Annotated in this window: 21 protein-coding genes; 8 read left to right on the top strand and 13 right to left on the bottom strand. The window is 61.9% G+C overall.

Annotated elements, in window-relative coordinates:
- Nucleotides 1–33: 33 nt before the first annotated feature.
- The 3 genes from AC0NIL_RS22090 to AC0NIL_RS22080 all read right to left on the bottom strand — a co-directional run bounded on the left by AC0NIL_RS22090 (nt 34) and on the right by AC0NIL_RS22080 (nt 2,228).
- Complete coding sequence (locus tag AC0NIL_RS22090) at nt 34–618, bottom strand: glutathione S-transferase family protein (protein WP_474048147.1); 585 nt, start codon at nt 616–618, stop codon at nt 34–36.
- Between the two features lie 81 nt (nt 619–699).
- On the bottom strand, nt 700–879 hold the full coding sequence (locus AC0NIL_RS22085) for a hypothetical protein (protein ID WP_027162373.1): 180 nt from the start codon (nt 877–879) through the stop codon (nt 700–702).
- A gap of 137 nt (nt 880–1,016) precedes the next feature.
- The gene (locus AC0NIL_RS22080) at nt 1,017–2,228 is read right to left on the bottom strand and encodes an NADP-dependent isocitrate dehydrogenase (protein WP_064995405.1); all 1,212 of its coding nucleotides are present in this window, start codon (nt 2,226–2,228) and stop codon (nt 1,017–1,019) included.
- A 216-nt stretch (nt 2,229–2,444) separates the two neighbouring features.
- Here AC0NIL_RS22080 and AC0NIL_RS22075 point away from each other — a divergent pair, with 216 nt between their 5' ends.
- The 3 genes from AC0NIL_RS22075 (at nt 2,445) to AC0NIL_RS22065 (ending at nt 4,405) form a co-directional block, all read left to right on the top strand.
- The gene (locus AC0NIL_RS22075) at nt 2,445–3,359 is read left to right on the top strand and encodes an RNA methyltransferase (RefSeq protein WP_473574125.1); all 915 of its coding nucleotides are present in this window, start codon (nt 2,445–2,447) and stop codon (nt 3,357–3,359) included.
- Entirely contained in the window at nt 3,352–4,152 is an 801-nt protein-coding gene (gene murI / locus AC0NIL_RS22070) for a glutamate racemase (protein ID WP_013532145.1), read from the top strand. The genes AC0NIL_RS22075 and murI overlap by 8 nt, the downstream gene beginning before the upstream one ends.
- Before the next feature lie 64 nt (nt 4,153–4,216).
- Nucleotides 4,217–4,405 carry a DUF3008 family protein gene (locus AC0NIL_RS22065; RefSeq protein WP_013532144.1) on the top strand — a complete coding sequence of 63 codons (189 nt, stop codon included), beginning with the start codon at nt 4,217–4,219 and terminating at the stop codon, nt 4,403–4,405.
- 112 nt (nt 4,406–4,517) lie between these two features.
- Here the strand turns inward: AC0NIL_RS22065 and AC0NIL_RS22060 are convergent, their stop codons facing one another.
- Nucleotides 4,518–4,727 (bottom strand): hypothetical protein, encoded by a 210-nt coding sequence (locus AC0NIL_RS22060; protein WP_013532143.1) that lies wholly within the window; start codon nt 4,725–4,727, stop codon nt 4,518–4,520.
- A 375-nt stretch (nt 4,728–5,102) separates the two neighbouring features.
- Here AC0NIL_RS22060 and rpsD point away from each other — a divergent pair, with 375 nt between their 5' ends.
- From rpsD to AC0NIL_RS22040, 4 genes are all read left to right on the top strand, one after another.
- The gene (gene rpsD / locus AC0NIL_RS22055; RefSeq protein WP_013532142.1) at nt 5,103–5,720 is read left to right on the top strand and encodes a 30S ribosomal protein S4; all 618 of its coding nucleotides are present in this window, start codon (nt 5,103–5,105) and stop codon (nt 5,718–5,720) included.
- Between the two features lie 107 nt (nt 5,721–5,827).
- Nucleotides 5,828–6,715: a tRNA 2-thiocytidine(32) synthetase TtcA gene (gene ttcA, locus AC0NIL_RS22050; protein ID WP_013532141.1), complete on the top strand. Its 888-nt coding sequence runs from the start codon at nt 5,828–5,830 to the stop codon at nt 6,713–6,715.
- Nucleotides 6,705–7,532, top strand: a complete 828-nt coding sequence (locus AC0NIL_RS22045; RefSeq protein WP_013532140.1) for an inositol monophosphatase family protein — start codon at nt 6,705–6,707, stop codon at nt 7,530–7,532. The genes ttcA and AC0NIL_RS22045 overlap by 11 nt, the downstream gene beginning before the upstream one ends.
- 59 nt (nt 7,533–7,591) lie before the next feature.
- The gene (locus AC0NIL_RS22040) at nt 7,592–7,999 is read left to right on the top strand and encodes a hypothetical protein (protein ID WP_013532139.1); all 408 of its coding nucleotides are present in this window, start codon (nt 7,592–7,594) and stop codon (nt 7,997–7,999) included.
- Here the strand turns inward: AC0NIL_RS22040 and AC0NIL_RS22035 are convergent.
- The 6 genes from AC0NIL_RS22035 to AC0NIL_RS22010 all read right to left on the bottom strand — a co-directional run bounded on the left by AC0NIL_RS22035 (nt 7,996) and on the right by AC0NIL_RS22010 (nt 14,533).
- On the bottom strand, nt 7,996–9,264 hold the full coding sequence (locus AC0NIL_RS22035; RefSeq protein ID WP_013532138.1) for a multidrug effflux MFS transporter: 1,269 nt from the start codon (nt 9,262–9,264) through the stop codon (nt 7,996–7,998). The two genes, AC0NIL_RS22040 and AC0NIL_RS22035, sit on opposite strands and share 4 nt — an antisense overlap.
- Nucleotides 9,265–9,427: 163 nt before the next feature.
- A complete protein-coding gene (gene grxD, locus AC0NIL_RS22030) occupies nt 9,428–9,763 on the bottom strand; it encodes a Grx4 family monothiol glutaredoxin (protein WP_013532137.1) in 336 nt (111 codons plus the stop codon).
- A gap of 141 nt (nt 9,764–9,904) precedes the next feature.
- Complete coding sequence (locus AC0NIL_RS22025) at nt 9,905–10,138, bottom strand: BolA/IbaG family iron-sulfur metabolism protein (RefSeq protein ID WP_010909092.1); 234 nt, start codon at nt 10,136–10,138, stop codon at nt 9,905–9,907.
- Nucleotides 10,139–10,263: 125 nt separating this feature from the next.
- A complete protein-coding gene (locus tag AC0NIL_RS22020; protein WP_275954657.1) occupies nt 10,264–10,776 on the bottom strand; it encodes a hypothetical protein in 513 nt (170 codons plus the stop codon).
- A complete protein-coding gene (gene purL / locus AC0NIL_RS22015) occupies nt 10,773–13,004 on the bottom strand; it encodes a phosphoribosylformylglycinamidine synthase subunit PurL (RefSeq protein ID WP_275954656.1) in 2,232 nt (743 codons plus the stop codon). Before purL ends, AC0NIL_RS22020 begins: the two co-directional genes overlap by 4 nt.
- Before the next feature lie 119 nt (nt 13,005–13,123).
- Nucleotides 13,124–14,533 (bottom strand): aminotransferase-like domain-containing protein, encoded by a 1,410-nt coding sequence (locus tag AC0NIL_RS22010; RefSeq protein WP_013532134.1) that lies wholly within the window; start codon nt 14,531–14,533, stop codon nt 13,124–13,126.
- Nucleotides 14,534–14,625: 92 nt separating this feature from the next.
- Here AC0NIL_RS22010 and AC0NIL_RS22005 point away from each other — a divergent pair, with 92 nt between their 5' ends.
- The gene (locus tag AC0NIL_RS22005) at nt 14,626–14,877 is read left to right on the top strand and encodes a DUF1127 domain-containing protein (protein ID WP_013532133.1); all 252 of its coding nucleotides are present in this window, start codon (nt 14,626–14,628) and stop codon (nt 14,875–14,877) included.
- A 76-nt stretch (nt 14,878–14,953) separates the two neighbouring features.
- Here the strand turns inward: AC0NIL_RS22005 and AC0NIL_RS22000 are convergent, their stop codons facing one another.
- From AC0NIL_RS22000 to AC0NIL_RS21990, 3 genes are read right to left on the bottom strand one after another with little or no spacing between them, the layout of a single operon-like run.
- Nucleotides 14,954–15,595, bottom strand: a complete 642-nt coding sequence (locus tag AC0NIL_RS22000; protein WP_275954655.1) for a Pr6Pr family membrane protein — start codon at nt 15,593–15,595, stop codon at nt 14,954–14,956.
- Between the two features lie 3 nt (nt 15,596–15,598).
- A complete protein-coding gene (locus AC0NIL_RS21995; protein WP_064995398.1) occupies nt 15,599–16,006 on the bottom strand; it encodes a hypothetical protein in 408 nt (135 codons plus the stop codon).
- Nucleotides 16,003–16,668 (bottom strand): glutathione S-transferase family protein, encoded by a 666-nt coding sequence (locus AC0NIL_RS21990; RefSeq protein WP_013532130.1) that lies wholly within the window; start codon nt 16,666–16,668, stop codon nt 16,003–16,005. The genes AC0NIL_RS21995 and AC0NIL_RS21990 overlap by 4 nt, the downstream gene beginning before the upstream one ends.
- Nucleotides 16,669–16,736: the final 68 nt, after the last annotated feature.

Raw genomic sequence — 16,736 nt, 5'->3', positions numbered from 1 at the left:
AGCAACGGTTGGAGGGACAGCGGACGTCACTTATCAGCCGATTTTTTCAGTCCGCACGAAGCTCGGCCGAGCCGCAATGCGCGCATACCAGTCCCGGATATCAGGGAACTCGGCCAGCAGATTTCGCCCCTCGGCGACCTTGACGAAATAACCGATGATCGGTGCGGCATGCAGGTCGGCCAGCGTCAGCTGGTCGCCCAGCAGCCACGGTCCCGGCGCTTTCAGCGCGGACAGCGTCCGAAGCGCTTTGCTCGCCTGAGCAAGGCCGCCGGCGATCAACGCCTCATCCGGCTGAGCCTTCTCCAGCCGCTCGACGGCGACATCCCAGACCATCGACCTGTAGGCGTAGGCATCGAGCAAGCCGATGATCAGGTTCATGGTTGCGCGGGTGCGCGGATCCGATGGCTGTAGGGCAGGCCCGTCGAACGCCTCGTCGACATATCTGGTAATAGCGCTCGTCTCGAACAGCCGGAATCCGTCATGCTCGAAGGCCGGGATGCGGCCGAACGGATGATGTTCGAAATACCAGGCGGGAATCCCCTCGGCGGCAAAGACATCGACTGGCACAAGCTCGTAGTCGATGCCTTTTTCCTCAAGCACGAGGCGGACGATGCGCACATAGACGCTATAGTCCGCCCCGTAGACGATGGGCTTGCTCGACGATGTGGTGTTGACGCTATGATCGATGCGGGCGACGCTCTATTCTTTTATCTTCACAACGGGCTTGCCATCTTCGATGACGAGCGTGATCTTGCCTCCAAGCTCCGCCGGAGCGGGAGCGACATTGGCAGCTTGCACCTCAAACTTCGGCATGGAGTCCAAGAGCTCTTTGCCCTTGGTACTCTTTAGCCGTTCTTGCTGATCGAACCACATAGCCATTTACATCTACCTATTTTCGCAAATCCAGCTCATCCACGGAAGACAGATTTGCACTTCGACACCCTCAAGTCTTTATCGTTAACTTTAGTGCTGTCGCGCACGAGATCAATATCGAGCGAAGCCTTTGGACGACATGCCTACGCCATCGCCTTCTGCAGGTTCTCGTCGATCTTGTCGAGGAAACCGGTGGTCGACAGCCAGGGCTGGTCGGGGCCGATCAGCAGCGACAGGTCCTTGGTCATGAAGCCGGACTCGACCGTCTGGATGCAGACTTTTTCCAGCGTCTCGGCAAAGCGCTTCAACTCGGCATTGTCGTCGAGCTTGGCGCGATGGGTGAGGCCACGCGTCCAGGCGAAGATCGAGGCGATCGAATTGGTCGAGGTTTCCTCGCCCTTCTGATGCTGGCGGTAGTGGCGGGTGACGGTGCCGTGCGCGGCTTCCGCTTCCACGGTCTTGCCGTCCGGCGTCATCAGCACCGAGGTCATCAGGCCGAGTGAGCCGAAACCTTGCGCGACCGTGTCGGACTGCACGTCACCATCATAGTTCTTGCAGGCCCAGACATAGCCGCCCGACCATTTCAGGGCGGAGGCCACCATGTCGTCGATCAGGCGGTGCTCGTACCACAGCTTCTTCGACTTGAACTCGGCCTCGAATTCAGCCTCGTAGACCTCCTGGAAGATGTCCTTGAAGCGGCCGTCATAGGCCTTGAGGATGGTGTTCTTGGTCGACAGATAGACCGGGTAGTTGCGCAGCAGGCCGTAGTTCAGCGAGGCGCGGGCGAACTCGCGGATGGACTCGTCGAGATTGTACATGGCCATGGCGACACCGGCGCCGGGCGCGTCGTATACATCGTGCTCGATCACCTGGCCGTCCTCGCCGACGAACTTGATGGTCAGCTTGCCCTTGCCGGGGAAGCGGAAATCGGTGGCGCGGTACTGGTCGCCGAAAGCATGACGGCCGACGATGATTGGCTTGGTCCAGCCGGGCACCAGGCGCGGCACGTTCTTCATGATGATCGGCTCGCGGAAGATGGTGCCGCCGAGGATGTTGCGGATGGTGCCGTTCGGCGACTTCCACATCTTCTTCAGCTTGAATTCCTCGACGCGCTGCTCGTCAGGCGTGATCGTCGCGCATTTCACGCCGACTCCCCATTTCTTGATGGCGTTGGCCGAATCGATCGTCACCTGGTCGTTGGTGGCGTCGCGATGCTCGATGCCGAGGTCGTAATATTCCAGCTTGAGGTCGAGATAAGGGTGGATCAGCTTGTCCTTGATGAACTGCCAGATGATGCGGGTCATCTCGTCGCCGTCGAGTTCGACGACCGGGTTCGCCACCTTGATCTTCGCCATGGAAAGAATGCCTCGTTGCTGGGATGTGGGACGGCCTTGCCCGCGTGGCGTTGGGCCGGGAGATGTCGCCCGTATATCAAAGCGCTTTTGGCCACGCAAACGGCGATCGGTCACGAATTGGAGGCCAGAGCCGTCGTCATTTGCGAATGCTTCATTTTCCCGGCCGAATATGGCAGGGGACGCTGAAATGCCGTAAACAGCAGTTCATTGACAATCATGCCCGTCACCAAAGATCCTGATAGCATTGCAGTCGCCGGCCCGGCGATCATCCTCGTCGAGCCTCAGCTTGGCGAGAACATCGGCATGGTCGCGCGCGCCATGGCCAATTTCGGTCTGTCGGAGCTGCGCCTCGTCAATCCGCGTGACGGTTGGCCGAGCGAGAAGGCACGTGCGGCGGCGAGCCGCGCCGATCATGTCATCGACGCCGTCACCGTCTTTGACGATCTGGCCTCGGCGCTCGCCGACCTGAACTTCGTCCTCGCCACCACGGCCAGGCAGCGCGACGGCTTCAAATCCGTGCGCGGGCCGGTGGAGGCGGGCAGGATGCTTCGGACCCGTCACGCAATGGGCCAGCGCACCGGCATCCTGTTCGGCCGCGAGCGCTTCGGCCTCTACAATGACGAGGTCGGCCTTGCCGACGAGATCGTCACGTTCCCGGTCGATCCCGATTTCTCGTCGCTCAACATCGCCCAGGCCGCGCTTCTGATGTCCTACGAATGGATGAAGTCCGGCCTGGAAGACGAGACCAAGACCAATTTTTCCGGCCCGGACATGAAGCCGGCAAGCAAGGAGGAATTGCACGGCCTGTTCGCCTATCTCGAAGGCGCACTGGAAGCACGCGGCTATTTCCGGCCGGCACCGAAGAAGCCGAAAATGATCGACAATCTGCGTGCGGTGCTGACGCGCGCCGGTTTTGCCGAACCGGAGCTGAAGGTGCTGCGCGGCATCATCTCGTCGCTCGACAGGTTTTCGCCGGCGATGCCGCGCGGCGACGGGTCCCCTGGCGATGATCCACGACGCTTGCCCGCGGCCGCCGCGCGGGCCCGCAAGGCGGAAGCGGCGCGCCTTGCCGGCGCCGGCAAGGACGATGACATACCGCCGCTTGGCGGAAAAGGAACCGACAATGACTGAGCGGCCGATCCTGATGTTCGATTCGGGCATCGGCGGGCTCACCGTACTGCGCGAGGCGCGCGTGCTGATGCCCGACCGCCGCTTCATCTATGTCGCCGACGACGCTGCGTTTCCCTATGGCGCCTGGGAAGAGCCGGCGCTGAGGGTGCATATCCTTGAATTGTTCGGCAAACTGCTTGAGCGGTTTGCGCCGGCCATTTCGGTCATCGCCTGCAACACCGCCTCGACGTTGGTGATCGACGCGCTGCGCGACAGATTTCCCGAGCATCCTTTTGTCGGCATGGTGCCTGCGATCAAGCCGGCGGCGGAACGCACGCGCTCAGGGCTGGTTTCGGTGCTGGCGACGCCTGGCACCGTCAAGCGCCAGTACACGCGCGACCTGATCAGCAAATGGGCGCAGAAATGCCATGTCCGCCTGGTCGGTAGCGACAGGCTGGCGGGACTGGCTGAGATCTACATGCGTGAGGGCTTCGTCGATGAGGAGGCCGTGCGCGCCGAGATCACGCCATGCTTCGTCGAACGTGATGCGCTGCGTACGGATATCGTCGTGCTCGCCTGCACACACTACCCCTTTCTGGCCAATCGTATGCGCAAGACGGCGCCTTGGCCGGTCGACTGGCTCGACCCCGCCGAAGCGATCGCGCGCCGGGCGCTGTCGCTTCTCGCCGACATCGATCCGAGCGGTCGTGGCGAGATGCTGCCTGAAGGGCCCGACCTTGCCGTCTTCACATCGAAAAGAGCCGATTTCCCCACCCGCCGCCTGATGCAGGGGTTCGGGTTGGCGATGTCGTGATTGCGAAGCGGAACATCACGGCAGTCGTTGCGTTTTTCTCCTGATGCCAACGGGAGAAAGAGCCATGCCAGCCACCTCGAAAGCCCAGCAGAAAGCCGCCGGCGCGGCTCTGTCGGCCAAGCGCGGCGAGACCAAGAAGAGCGAACTCCAGGGCGCTTCCAAGGGAATGTACGAATCGATGAGCGAAAAGCAGCTCGAGGAATTCGCCGAGACGAAGCGCAAGGGCCTGCCGGAGAAGAAGTCGAAAGGCTAGAGTGCGGTCCGCCGTTCAAGGGAAACGCCGAAGAACACGAGCCGGAATCGAAAGCCCGCGGCCAAACCGCGGGCTTTGAAGTGATGTCGGCCGCCTGAGACCGGATTGGAGCCTACCAGCGCCCTCTGCACTGCTTGATCTTGTAGCGGATGACCTTCTTGTGGCCGTGCCGCCAGATAATTTTCTTCTTGATCACGATGCGGCAAGCCTGGTGGTGCCGGTGCCCTTGCCAATGCCTGGCCTCAGCCGGCTCCGGTGTCATGACCGCCATGGATCCCGCCAACACAGCGGCTCCTGTCAGGGTAAGGAAGAATTTCTTCATGCGAATGTAGCTCCTCTGCTCGGTCCCTTCCTGATGCCGCTGGCGCAACCTCCCGCCACATCCGGCACTGTACTCAACCCAGAGACGCTATATCGTCGCCATGGCCTACGCCAGCCACAAGCTTGACACCGGTTAAATCTCCGTTTAATCAGCGCGCCAACACCGGGCCGCAATGCCCGGTGGTTTTCTTTATGTGCGCAAGATGCGTGGAAATCCAATTCTACTATCTTGTTTTAACTGACGTGTCCCGTGGGTTTTCCGCCGCGTTGCGTGGGAAAACCCTGTCAGGTCTCGAAAACGGAGGCCAGAGGAGGGCGCGTTTCCTTCACCCGGACCATGAGGTTCCGGGTGTGTTTGTTTTGAAAAGGGAATGCGATGAGCAAGCGCGAATCCGCAAAGTACAAGATCGACCGCCGTCTCGGCGAAAACATCTGGGGCCGCCCGAAGTCCCCGGTCAACAAGCGTGAATACGGCCCCGGCCAGCATGGCCAGCGCCGCAAGGGCAAGCTTTCCGATTTCGGCCTGCAGCTGCGCGCCAAGCAGAAGCTGAAGGGGCACTATGGCGACGTTTCGGAAAAGCAGTTCCGCAAGGTTTATGAAGAGGCTGACCGCCGCAAGGGCGACACCTCGGAGAACCTGATCGGCCTGCTCGAGTCGCGTCTCGACGCGGTCGTCTACCGCGCCAAGTTCGTGCCGACCATTTTCGCCGCCCGTCAGTTCGTCAACCACGGTCACGTCAACGTCAACGGCAAGCGCGTCAACATCGGCTCGTACCGCTGCAAGCCGGGCGATGTCGTCGAAATCCGCGAAAAGTCCAAGCAGCTGGTCATCGTTCTGGAAGCGGTCGGTCTCGCCGAGCGCGACGTGCCGGACTACATCGAAGCCGATCACAACAAGATGGTCGCGACCTTCTCGCGCATCCCCGGCCTGGCGGACGTTCCGTTCGCCGTGCAGATGGAACCGAACCTGGTCGTCGAATTCTATTCGCGCTAAACGAGCGCGTTCTGCGACATCCTGCGAAGGCCGCCCGTCGAGGCGGCCTTTTCTTTGTCGGTCATGTCCGCTAATCCGGCGCTCTGGGCCATTGAAAGCGACATGCCATGAACATGCTTCCAGACATTGAAACGCTCGAACCGGTCGCCGACAGCGAAGGCGGTTTCCATCCGCTGTTCGCCGACGTGCCGTCCTCGGTCGAGTTCAACAAACTGCGCAAGCGGCTGCTGCGGCTGACCCGGCAGGCGATCGAGGATTTCTCGATGGTCAAGCCCGGCCAGCGCTGGCTCGTAGCGCTGTCGGGCGGCAAGGATTCCTACGGCCTGCTCGCGGTGCTGCTCGACCTCAAATGGCGCGGGCTCTTGCCGGTCGATCTTCTGGCCTGCAATCTCGACCAGGGCCAACCGAATTTCCCCAAACATATCCTGCCGGACTATCTCGACAGCCACGGCATTGCGCACCGGATCGAATATCAGGACACCTATTCCGTCGTCACCGACAAGCTGCCGGCGGGCAGCACCTATTGCTCGCTCTGCTCGCGTCTCAGGCGCGGCCATCTCTACCGCATTGCACGCGAGGAGGGGTGCTCGGCGCTGGTGCTCGGCCACCATCGCGAGGACATTCTCGAGACCTTCTTCATGAACCTCTTCCATGGCGGGCGTCTCGCCGCCATGCCGCCAAAACTGCTCAATGACGAAGGCGACGTCATGGTGCTGCGGCCCTTGAGCTATTGCGCCGAGGTTGATCTGGAAAAATTCGCTGCCGCCATGCGATTCCCGATCATTCCCTGCGATCTCTGCGGCAGCCAGGAAGGTCTTCAGCGCAACGCCATGAAGGCGATGCTCGAGGACCTGGAAAAGCGCATGCCGGGCCGCAAGGATACGATGCTGCGCGCGCTGTCGAACAGCAGGCCATCGCATCTGCTCGACAGAAAGCTGTTCGATTTCGCTGCCCTCAACGAGACCCTCACCACAAGGCAAGCCGATGACATTTGACGACACCGCGATCGACTGGCTGGCCGGCATTCTGGCCGAGGCGGCACTTGCCGAGATCATGCCGCGCTTTCGCCGGTTGGGCGATGGCGATGTCAGGCAGAAGACGTCGGCCGCCGACCTGGTGACCGAAGCCGACGTCAATGCCGAGCGGCTGATCACCGCGCGGCTGCGCGAGCGGTATCCCTCAGCGATGGTCGTCGGCGAGGAGGCCTGTTCCGACAATCCAGCGCTTTTAAACGGGTTGGGCGATGCCGATCTGGCCTTCGTCATCGACCCGGTCGACGGTACTTTCAATTTCGCCTCCGGCGTGCCGCTGTTCGGCGTCATGCTGGCGGTCGTGGTCAAGGGCGAGACCGTCGCCGGCATCATCCACGATCCCGTCGGCAAGGACTGGCTGATTGGCGCCAGGGGTGCCGGCAGCCATATCCGGCATGCGCATGGCAGCATCGAGAAGGTGCATGTAGCGGTACCCGCGCCGATCTCGGAGATGACCGGCTCTGTCTCCTGGCAATATATGGCCGAGCCGGAACGGACACGGCTGGCGCGCAACCAGACCAAGATCCTGTCGCAGTTCGCCTATCGCTGCGCCGCGCACGAATATCGCCTGCTGGCGAGCGGCCATGCCCACTTCGTCGTCTACAACAAGCTGATGCCGTGGGACCACCTGGCCGGCGTGCTGATCCATGCCGAGGCCGGCGGCCATGCGGCGCGCTTCGACGGCAGCGCCTATCTGCCCTCGCATCTCGGCGGCGGCCTGCTTGTCGCGCCAGACAAGGAAAGCTGGCACGAATTGCGCCGCGAGCTCTGGGCGCAGTAGGATCGATTGCTGCGTTAGCCGAAAGCAGTACAATCTCGCGCAAATCCGGAGGCTCTCGAATGAAACCTCGGTTTGCATTTGTCGCGGTGGCTCTTGCCGCCGGTCTGTTCGCCAGTTCCCTGGAAGCAAGGTCGCAAGAGCGCAGCTGTCGCAGTACCGATCCCGTCGACACGATAAAGGAGATGTCGGACGCGATCTATGCCTGCTGGAAGCCGCCACCCGGAACCGCGGGCATGTCCCTCACGCTGCGGTTCTCGCTTCGCCGCAACGGCACGCTGATCGGCAAACCTCGCGCCACATATTCCGATCTGGGAACCGATGCCCAGCGCAGCCGGGCCTTCGTGGCATCCATCCTCAGGGCACTCGATGACGCTCTGCCATTGCACTTTTCGGACAGCATGGGCGAAGCAATTGCGGGGCGCATGCTTGCCCCTCGGTTCACGGCAGCCCTTGAAGGTGCGTCCTAATGCAAGTCGGTGATGTGCCCTGAAACGGGCGGGTTCTGTGGCTGGAACATCTTGCCGCGCTCGGCGATGAAGATCATCAGCAGCGCGGCGACCGAGACGCTGCAGAAGCCGGCGGCCAGCGGCGTCACCGTGCCGTTGAAGGCCTGGCCGATCAGCGTGCCGAGAATGCCGCCGAGAAACGTCTGCATGAAACCGAGGATCGACGAAGCCGTGCCGGCCAGTTGGCCGAGCGGCTCCATGGCCAGCGCGTTGAAGTTCGCGCCGAGCGCACCGAATGGAAGCATGGCGCAGGCAAAGAAGGTGATGAACAGCCAGAGCGGCATCTTCATCTCCAGCGAAATCACCAGCCAGGCAAGGCTGATGACCAGGAACAGCAGCAACGCACTCTGCGACAGGCGGCGCATGCCGATGCGGCCGACAAGGCGCGAGTTCAGAAAGTTGGAGAAGGCGAGCACGCCCGCAACCCCAGCAAAGATGACCGGGAACATCTCGCCGACTTTGAAAATGTCGACATAGATCTGCTGCGCCGAAGCGATGAAGCCAAACATGGCGCCGAAAATGAAGGTGCTGGCGAAGGCATAGCAGATCGCAATGCGGTTGGTGAGAACGATACGAAACCCGCCGACAATGGAGTTGAGCGTCAGCGGCCGGCGATGTTCGGGATGCAGCGTTTCAGGAAGGCGCAGCAGCGACCAGGCCGAGACGAGCAGCGCACCGACGGCCATGGTGACGAAGATCCAATGCCAGGTCGCAAACAGCATGATAAATTGGCCGATGCCGGGAGCAATGACCGGTATCGCCATGAACACCATGAAGATCAGCGACATCACCTCGGCCATGCGCCGGCCGTCGAACGTATCGCGCACGATCGAGACCGCGATGACACGAGTGGCGGCTGCACCGATGCCTTGCACGGCCCGGCACAGCAGAAGTGTTTCAAAGCTTGGTGCAACGGCGGCGGCCGCAGCCGCGGCGACATAAATCACCAGCCCTGCGACCAGTGGTGCGCGACGTCCGAAGCGATCCGAGATCGGCCCGAAGAACAGCTGCCCGCCACCGAAGCCCAGAATGTAGGCCGTTATGACGTACTGCCGGTGGTTTTCATTTTCGACGCCGAGCGAGGCGCCGATCTGCTGCAGAGCCGGCAGCATGATATCGATGGCCAGCGAGTTCAGCGCCATCAGTGCCGCGCACAGAGCGATGAACTCCCAGCGCGGAATGGGCAGTTTGCTTGCCGATTGCGGCGCTGGTCTTGGCTGGTCCACGGCAAGTCCGATCTTTCAAACGAAAATGCGCCGGCGGGCCGGCGCATTGGCTCGTCCTGGTCCTGGGGTCAGGACATGAAAATTGCCGAGGTGAGGTTGCCCCGGTGCCTGGTGCTCGATGCCCGAAAATCAACGTCGATTTCGGGCATGCACAAAACAGAAATCAGGCGGCGCCTTTGACGCTGACGCCCTTCTCGACGAGGAACGTCTGCAGCTCGCCCGCCTGGAACATCTCGCGCACGATGTCGCAACCGCCGACGAATTCTCCCTTGACGTAGAGCTGAGGGATCGTCGGCCAGTTGGAGTATTCCTTGATGCCCTGGCGCAGTTCAGCCGAGTCCAGGACGTTCACGCCTTTGTAGTCGGCGCCGATATAGTCGAGGATCTGGACGACCTGGCCGGAAAATCCGCATTGCGGGAAACCAGGTGTGCCCTTCATGAAAAGGACGACGTCGTTGCCCTTCACTTCATTGTCAATGTAGTCGTTGATGCCGCTCATGGAATATCCTTTCCCGCCTGTGGGAGTCAGGCTCGAAACATACCCTTCAAATAAACCCAACGATTGCTCGAAACAAGACGTTAGCCGCGCCGTGGCTGAAATGGCGCAAAGGATGAGCCGTGTTGGGCCAAGCGCTAAGGGTCAGTCGGGAACGCTGGTCTGCAGCGCCAATGCGTGCAACACGCCGCCCATATTGCCCTTCAGCGCGTCATAGACCATCTGGTGCTGCTGGACGCGGCTCTTGCCGCGAAAGCTCTCGGCCACCACCTCGGCCGCATAGTGGTCGCCGTCGCCGGCGAGATCGCGAATCGTCACCTTGGCGTCCGGAATGCCGTCCTTGATCAGTTTTTCGATGTCGTGGGCATCCATTGCCATGGCAAAATCCTGTTTCGAGCGGCCGGTAGCCGGCCATAAGATGAGAGTCGGGTGAGCCTAAAGCCTTTCCGGTCCGGATTGAAGCCGTTCTGTCCCGCCAACGGCCACACGGCTTCAGAGAAAGACTAGGCCGGTGGGCTTGCTTCATCCTCGGCAACATCCTCGCGTGTCGAGAAAGCGCGGCCAAGGCTGAAGGCAAGCACATAGAGCGGCGCGTTGAGCAGCAGGCTGACAATGGGGAGATAGCTCGTCATTTGCCAAGCCTGCGAGAAGAACCCCTGACCATAGCCGTCGCAGATGAGCGACGAGCCGTACTCCCAAAACGCGCCCACGACCACCGTGCCGGCGAAAAGCTTGACGCAGGTGACAATGTGCCTTGCCCGTGCCGGATCCGGGAAAAGGCGGCCCCAGAGCACCAGGCAGATGATCGGGACCGCGTAGAGGAGGTTCTGCAGCGCCAGCATCGGGATGGCGCCGTTCGCCGCGGCAAGGAACTCCGCACGTGTTTCCAGCCGCATACAAACCTCGCTCGAGGTCGTCGACAGCAGGAAAAAGACGAACGGTCCCAGGAACCAGAAGAAGAACAGCGACGGCCAGAAAACGACTGCAAGCAGCGCCCGGGCGGCCAGTGTGGTCAACTAGCCTGATCCATGAAGCGCGGGAACCAGCCTTCGTGAGCCGAGGAGAGTTCGCTGACCGGGATTGCCCTGGCGTCGCCAAGCTTCAGCGCGCTGCCGCCTGTGGAGCCGATCCACGGCGCGAAGATGCCAAGCTCGCCCTGCTGCTTGCGAATGGCGTCCCATTCGTCACCATGCGGATCGATCGACAGCGTCAGCAGATAACGGCCCTGATCCTCGCCGAACCAGACCGGGATCGGGTCGGTGCCGACAAGGCCGGGGACCGTAGCGCCGATGCCGGACGCCATCACCATTTCGGCTAAAGCCACCGCGATACCGCCATCGGAAACGTCATGCGCCGCCGTGACGATGCCGGAGGCGATGAGCGCGCGCACATGGTCGCCGACGCGTTTTTCGTGATCGAGGTCGACCGGCGGCGGCGGGCCATCCGTGCGGCCGTGTATGTCCCTGAAATAAACCGATTGCCCGAGATGCGTTCCCCAGGACGCCGGCGCGCCGACCAGCAGGATCATTTGGCCCTCGGCCGCAAAGCCGGCCCGCACCATCTTCGACCAATCGGCGATCAGGCCGACGCCGCCGATGGTCGGGGTTGGCAGGATGCCCTGGCCGTTGGTCTCATTGTAGAGCGAGACATTGCCGGAGACGATCGGGAATTCGAGCGCACGACAGGCGTCGCCTATGCCTTTCACAGCACCGACCAGCTGGCCCATGATCTCGGGCCGTTCCGGGTTGCCGAAATTGAGGTTGTCGGTTGCGGCCAGCGGCAGAGCGCCGGTGGCGGTCAAGTTGCGCCAGCATTCGGCCACCGCCTGCTTGCCGCCCTCGTAAGGGTCGGCCTCGCAATAGCGCGGCGTCACGTCGGACGAGAAGGCGAGCGCCTTGGTCGCATGGCCTTCGACCCGCACCACGCCGGCATCGCCGCCTGGAAGCTGCAGCGAATTGCCCTGGATCAGCGTGTCATACTGCTCCCAGACCCAGCGGCGCGAAGACAGGTCGGGACCGCCGAGCAGCTTCAGCAGCGCGTCTGCAACATCGGCTTGCGGAACATCATTGGCGGCCAGCGGCGCCGGCTTCTTCGGTTCGATCCACGGCCGGTCATATTCCGGAGCCTTGTCGCCAAGATCCTTGATCGGCAGGTTGGCAACCTCGTCGCCCTGGTGCAGCACGCGGAAGCGCAGATCGTCGGTGGTCTTGCCGACGATGGCGAAGTCGAGCCCCCATTTGTGGAAGATCGCCTCGGCTTCCTTTTCCTTTTCCGGACGCAGCACCATCAGCATGCGCTCCTGGCTTTCCGAAAGCATCATTTCGTAGGCGCTCATGCGCTCTTCGCGCACCGGCACCTTGTCGAGATCGAGCTCGATGCCGAGGTCGCCCTTGGCGCCCATTTCGACCGCCGAGCAGGTGAGGCCGGCCGCACCCATGTCCTGGATGGCGATGACGGCGCCCGAGGCCATCAGTTCGAGGCTGGCTTCCAGCAGGCACTTTTCGGTGAAGGGATCGCCGACCTGCACTGTCGGACGCTTCTCATCGATCTTATCGTCGAATTCGGCCGAAGCCATGGTGGCGCCGCCGACGCCGTCGCGGCCGGTCTTGGCGCCGAGATAGACGACCGGCAGGCCGACTCCCTTGGCTTCGGACAGGAAGATCGCATCGGTCTTGGCAAGGCCCGCTGCAAAGGCGTTGACCAGGATGTTGCCATTGTAGCGGGCATCGAAATTGACCTCGCCGCCGACCGTCGGCACGCCGAACGCGTTGCCATAGCCGCCGACGCCGGAAACCACGCCTGAAACGAGGTGCCTGGTCTTGGGATGGTCGGGCGCACCAAAACGCAGCGCATTCATCGCCGCGATCGGCCGCGCGCCCATGGTGAAGACGTCGCGCAATATGCCGCCGACGCCGGTCGCCGCACCCTGGTAGGGCTCGATGTAGGATGGGTGGTTGTGACTCTCCATCTTGAAGACGACGCAGTCGCCATCGCCGATGTCGACCACGCCAGCATTCTCGCCCGGCCCTTGGATGACCTGAGGTCCGGTGGTCGGCAGCGTGCGCAGCCATTTCTTCGAGGATTTGTAGGAGCAGTGCTCATTCCACATCGCCGAGAAGATGCCGAGTTCGGTGAAGCTCGGCTCGCGCCCGACGAGGTCGAGAATGCGCTGGTACTCGTCGGGCTTGAGCCCGTGTGAGGCAATGAGCTCGGGGGTGATCGGCACGGAATTGGAAATGGTCATGGGCGGCGATTTTTATCCGGGACGTTGGGATTTTGAGTCCCGTCTTATCGCAAGCCTTGCGGCCGATACACCCATGGATTGACGAAAAACGACGGAAAACCGGACAAAGCCACGCAGTGTCAGGAGAAGCTGTCGTAGCCGGCGCGGCCTTCATCGAGAAGTCGCCGGATCACCGCAACGCCTTCAGCGATATCCCCGCGCTGTCTCGGCTGCGAAACGCCGAAGCGGACGCCATGGAAAACCTGCTCGGAACGGCCGGCCTTGAATTCGTCCTCGTCGTCGATCAGCACGCCGTGCTCCAGGCAAGCGTTCTTGAAGGTGCCGGAAAGCCAGGGGTCGGGCAGGGTCAGCCAGACAAAGGGCACCCTGTCATGCGACTTGAAGGCGAAGCCGGCCAAAGTCTCGCGTACGATGGCGATGCGGGCGCTGATTTCGGCGATGCTGCGCTTTCGTATCTCATCCGCCTGACCGGACAGCACCAGCCTTGTATTCACCTCCGCCAGCAGGAAGGGCATGCCGCCGGTCATCATCTTGTGGGCGACGCGGATGCGGTGGCGGTAGGCGGGCGGGCAGGAAAGCCAGCCGCCGCGCACACCGGCTGCGACCGACTTCGACAGGCCGCCCGCGACAATGGTCCTCTCAGGAGCATATTCGGCCAGCAACGGCGTCGGATCATCGGTCAGATTGCCATAGAGGTCGTCCTCGATGAGGACGACATTGTATTCGCGTGCGACATGGGCGATCGCTTCGCGGCGCGCCGCCGACAAGGTGGCCAGCGTCGGATTCTGCGCCGTCGGCATCAGGAAGATCATTTTGGGATGCTTTTGCGCGCAGACGCGCTCGAAATCCTGCGGATCAATGCCTTCATCGTCCGATGCCACCAACGCGGTGCGCCTGCCGATCAAGCCGGCACTGCGGGAAACCTGCGAGTAGGTGAGGTGCTCGAAGGCAACATAGTCGCCAGGCATGGTGAGCGCCGCGATCGCCGCCATCACCGCCGCATGGGTGCCGAGCGTGGGAACGATGGTGTCGGCATCCGGGCGAAAGGAATTGCGCGCCAACCAGCGGGCGCCGGCTTCGTACCATCGTTCGGGGAAATCCCTGGTGTAGCTCGAAATCTCATGCGGATGGTCCTGCGCCGTGCGCGACAGGACACCGGCGACAATGTCGCCCTGGCCGATATCAGGTGCTGCGGTGCTGTCGAAACGCAGCTTGCCTTTAGGCGCATCGATATAGCGCGTGCCTTCGCCGCCGACGTCCGGAGCCGGAAAATCCGGCTTCGCGCGCTGGCCGAGCACATAGGTTCCACGCCCGACCTCGCCGCTCACCAGCCCACGCTCGCGCAGCAATTGATAGGCCCGGCCGACAGTGCCGACGGTGGTGCCGATGTCGTAGGCGAGGTCGCGCTGCGGCGGCAACTTTGCGCCGGCATCGATCACGCCCCGATCGATGTCCGTCTCGATGGAATCCGCCAGCCGCTGATACAGCGGGCCGGAGCCGGCAGTGAGATCTGGAAGCCAATTTGTCATGGTGACAATTTTCTATATTGCACCGATAGATGAGTCAATACATATCAGTCGCGTGCCAAAAGGGTACAATTTAGGACTTTGGCAGAAAGAAAATGAATACAATCGCGACAATACGTCATTCGAGCGCTGCATTATCGGCCCAATCGACACGCCCGTCGGCTCAGCGCGGCTTTGTCAGCCGCCTTGTGCGCGTGCTGAGGTCGCTGGCAAGATGGATCGACAACCTGCTGGATCGCCGCCGCAGCCGGTTGGCTCTGCTGGAGATGACCGACGACCAGCTCAAGGATATCGGCGTCACGCGCTGCGACGCCCACCGCGAGGGCATCAGGCCGTTCTGGGACTGACCGTGATCCCAAAAGTGGGAACCGGTTTGGGAAAGATGATGGTCCCGGGAAATCCGGACAGAAGGTCCGCACAGTTCTAACGGACCCTCGACGCCCTTGTGCGTGCAACGGCATGGTCCGTAAGGACGGCGACCACGCACAGCACGAGGAAAAGTCCGGTGATGGCTGCAGTTGAGATGACGACGCTGGTCGCGCCGTTCTTGGCGATGTTCAGGAAAGGGTAGGGCACCTCGCCGGCAAGCGGCGCCCGCACCAGCGCATAGACCAGATAAGCGATGGGATAGATCACCCACCACGAAATGTCGCTCCAGCGTGTCCGGCCGTCGGCGCCCGATATCAGCCACCACAGCACGAACAGCACCGGCGTGACGTAGTGCAGGAGAACATCGCAGAGCAGGAACAGTCCCTGCGGCTGCCAGAGTCGTGCCAGAACCGTTGCATAGATGATGAAGACCAGTGCGATCGAAACCGCAACGCCGGTGCGCATCCGCGCCCCTGCAAAGGCCGGCAGCCAGGCATAGAAGGTGGGTGACAGCAGCGACGTGTACACCAGCACCGCGCCGATGTTGGTCAGGATGGTGAAGAAGCTGAAGACGAAAATGACGGAGCCAAGCAGGCTGCGGCCTGCTTCCATCGATGCAGGAATGCTGATGCAGAACTGCAGGATGAGCCCGGCCAGACCGATGACCAGCCCCACAATCTGCAGGAACCGGCCCATGGGCTAGGCCGTCGCGGCGCAGGCCGGATTGCCGGCCTGCCAGCGCGCAATGTCGGAGCCGATGCGGGCGCCGAGCGGATCGTTCATCAGCGGTCCGAAGACGTCGACACGGCTAGAATTGCCTTGCGCCTGCACGACCAGCAAAGGTTTGCCGCCATAGTGCTTGGCCGGAACCAGCAGGAAACGCGGCGTGCCGCTGAACGAATTCAGCTCATTGGCCATCTGGTACGGTTTGAAGGCCGGGTCCTTGCTGGCGATCCAGCATTTGTGGGCGGCGATCGCCACTTGTTCCATGGCCAGCAGCGCAGCACTTTTGCCCGAGGGAACAGGCGTGCTCTTTGGCGTCGACTGGCAGGATGCCAGCACAAAGCCCGCCGCGGCGACCAGCGCGATCGTCCTCGACTTGATCAAGCGGCACCCATCTCAAGCTCGGACAGGAAGATTTTCAAGCCGTCGGTCATCTCGCCCCACACACGCGACAATGCCGGGTGTTGCGAGGCGATCTGCTGGTAGGCGTCGAATTTGGGATAGGCGTCGAGCAGGTCGTGGCGTCCTGTCATGGCGCGGAAATTGTTGAAGATGAACCGCGTCGGCGTCAGCCAGGCATCGGCGAAGCTGATGTCGTCGCCGAGTGCGAAGGGCCCTTGCGCCATACGGGCCTCGATTGCCGCCAGTCCATGATGCAGGCGGGCGAACTGAGCGTCGATCTCGGCATTGTTGCGCTTCGGCACGGAATGAAGCTCGAAAAGCTTCATCAACGGGGTCAGCACATCGAGATCGGTGATGCGGGCGAACATGCGCACCAGCGCACGGTCCTTGGAATCGGGCGGCAGCAGCGCCGGTTCCGGAAACCGTTCCTCGAGATATTCGGCGATGACCACCGATTCGACGATCGTCTCGCCCGAGCCGGTGATCAGCACCGGAATCCGGTTCATCGGCGAGATGGCGCGAAACTCTTCCGGGATGGGAAAACCGGGCGGCGGCGCGATGATCTTGAGTGGCACGTCCTTGATGTAGGCCAATGCCCGCACGATCGACGAGTAGGGCGACAACGGCCGCGAATAGAGTTTCATGACCGTCTCTCTCCCCAATGAACCAGACTTGCTCCAAAGAGACAGGAATGTCCGGCTGTTTTCAAGCT

This window comes from Mesorhizobium sp. WSM1343, assembly GCF_055901535.1.
Note: the sequence above shows the minus strand (reverse complement) of the source record. Positions and strands in the feature narration are given on the sequence as shown.

Excerpts from the sequence above, each read along its gene's own strand:
- AC0NIL_RS22085 (WP_027162373.1), bottom strand. The coding sequence starts at position 879 with ATGGCTATGTGGTTCGATCAGCAAGAACGGCTAAAGAGTACCAAGGGC.
- AC0NIL_RS22080 (WP_064995405.1), bottom strand. The coding sequence starts at position 2,228 with ATGGCGAAGATCAAGGTGGCGAACCCGGTCGTCGAACTCGACGGCGAC.
- AC0NIL_RS22075 (WP_473574125.1), top strand. The coding sequence starts at position 2,445 with ATGCCCGTCACCAAAGATCCTGATAGCATTGCAGTCGCCGGCCCGGCG.
- murI (WP_013532145.1), top strand. The coding sequence starts at position 3,352 with ATGACTGAGCGGCCGATCCTGATGTTCGATTCGGGCATCGGCGGGCTC.
- AC0NIL_RS22065 (WP_013532144.1), top strand. The coding sequence starts at position 4,217 with ATGCCAGCCACCTCGAAAGCCCAGCAGAAAGCCGCCGGCGCGGCTCTG.
- AC0NIL_RS22060 (WP_013532143.1), bottom strand. The coding sequence starts at position 4,727 with ATGAAGAAATTCTTCCTTACCCTGACAGGAGCCGCTGTGTTGGCGGGA.
- rpsD (WP_013532142.1), top strand. The coding sequence starts at position 5,103 with ATGAGCAAGCGCGAATCCGCAAAGTACAAGATCGACCGCCGTCTCGGC.
- ttcA (WP_013532141.1), top strand. The coding sequence starts at position 5,828 with ATGAACATGCTTCCAGACATTGAAACGCTCGAACCGGTCGCCGACAGC.
- AC0NIL_RS22045 (WP_013532140.1), top strand. The coding sequence starts at position 6,705 with ATGACATTTGACGACACCGCGATCGACTGGCTGGCCGGCATTCTGGCC.
- AC0NIL_RS22040 (WP_013532139.1), top strand. The coding sequence starts at position 7,592 with ATGAAACCTCGGTTTGCATTTGTCGCGGTGGCTCTTGCCGCCGGTCTG.
- grxD (WP_013532137.1), bottom strand. The coding sequence starts at position 9,763 with ATGAGCGGCATCAACGACTACATTGACAATGAAGTGAAGGGCAACGAC.
- AC0NIL_RS22025 (WP_010909092.1), bottom strand. The coding sequence starts at position 10,138 with ATGGCAATGGATGCCCACGACATCGAAAAACTGATCAAGGACGGCATT.
- purL (WP_275954656.1), bottom strand. The coding sequence starts at position 13,004 with ATGACCATTTCCAATTCCGTGCCGATCACCCCCGAGCTCATTGCCTCA.
- AC0NIL_RS22010 (WP_013532134.1), bottom strand. The coding sequence starts at position 14,533 with ATGACAAATTGGCTTCCAGATCTCACTGCCGGCTCCGGCCCGCTGTAT.
- AC0NIL_RS22005 (WP_013532133.1), top strand. The coding sequence starts at position 14,626 with ATGAATACAATCGCGACAATACGTCATTCGAGCGCTGCATTATCGGCC.
- AC0NIL_RS22000 (WP_275954655.1), bottom strand. The coding sequence starts at position 15,595 with ATGGGCCGGTTCCTGCAGATTGTGGGGCTGGTCATCGGTCTGGCCGGG.
- AC0NIL_RS21990 (WP_013532130.1), bottom strand. The coding sequence starts at position 16,668 with ATGAAACTCTATTCGCGGCCGTTGTCGCCCTACTCGTCGATCGTGCGG.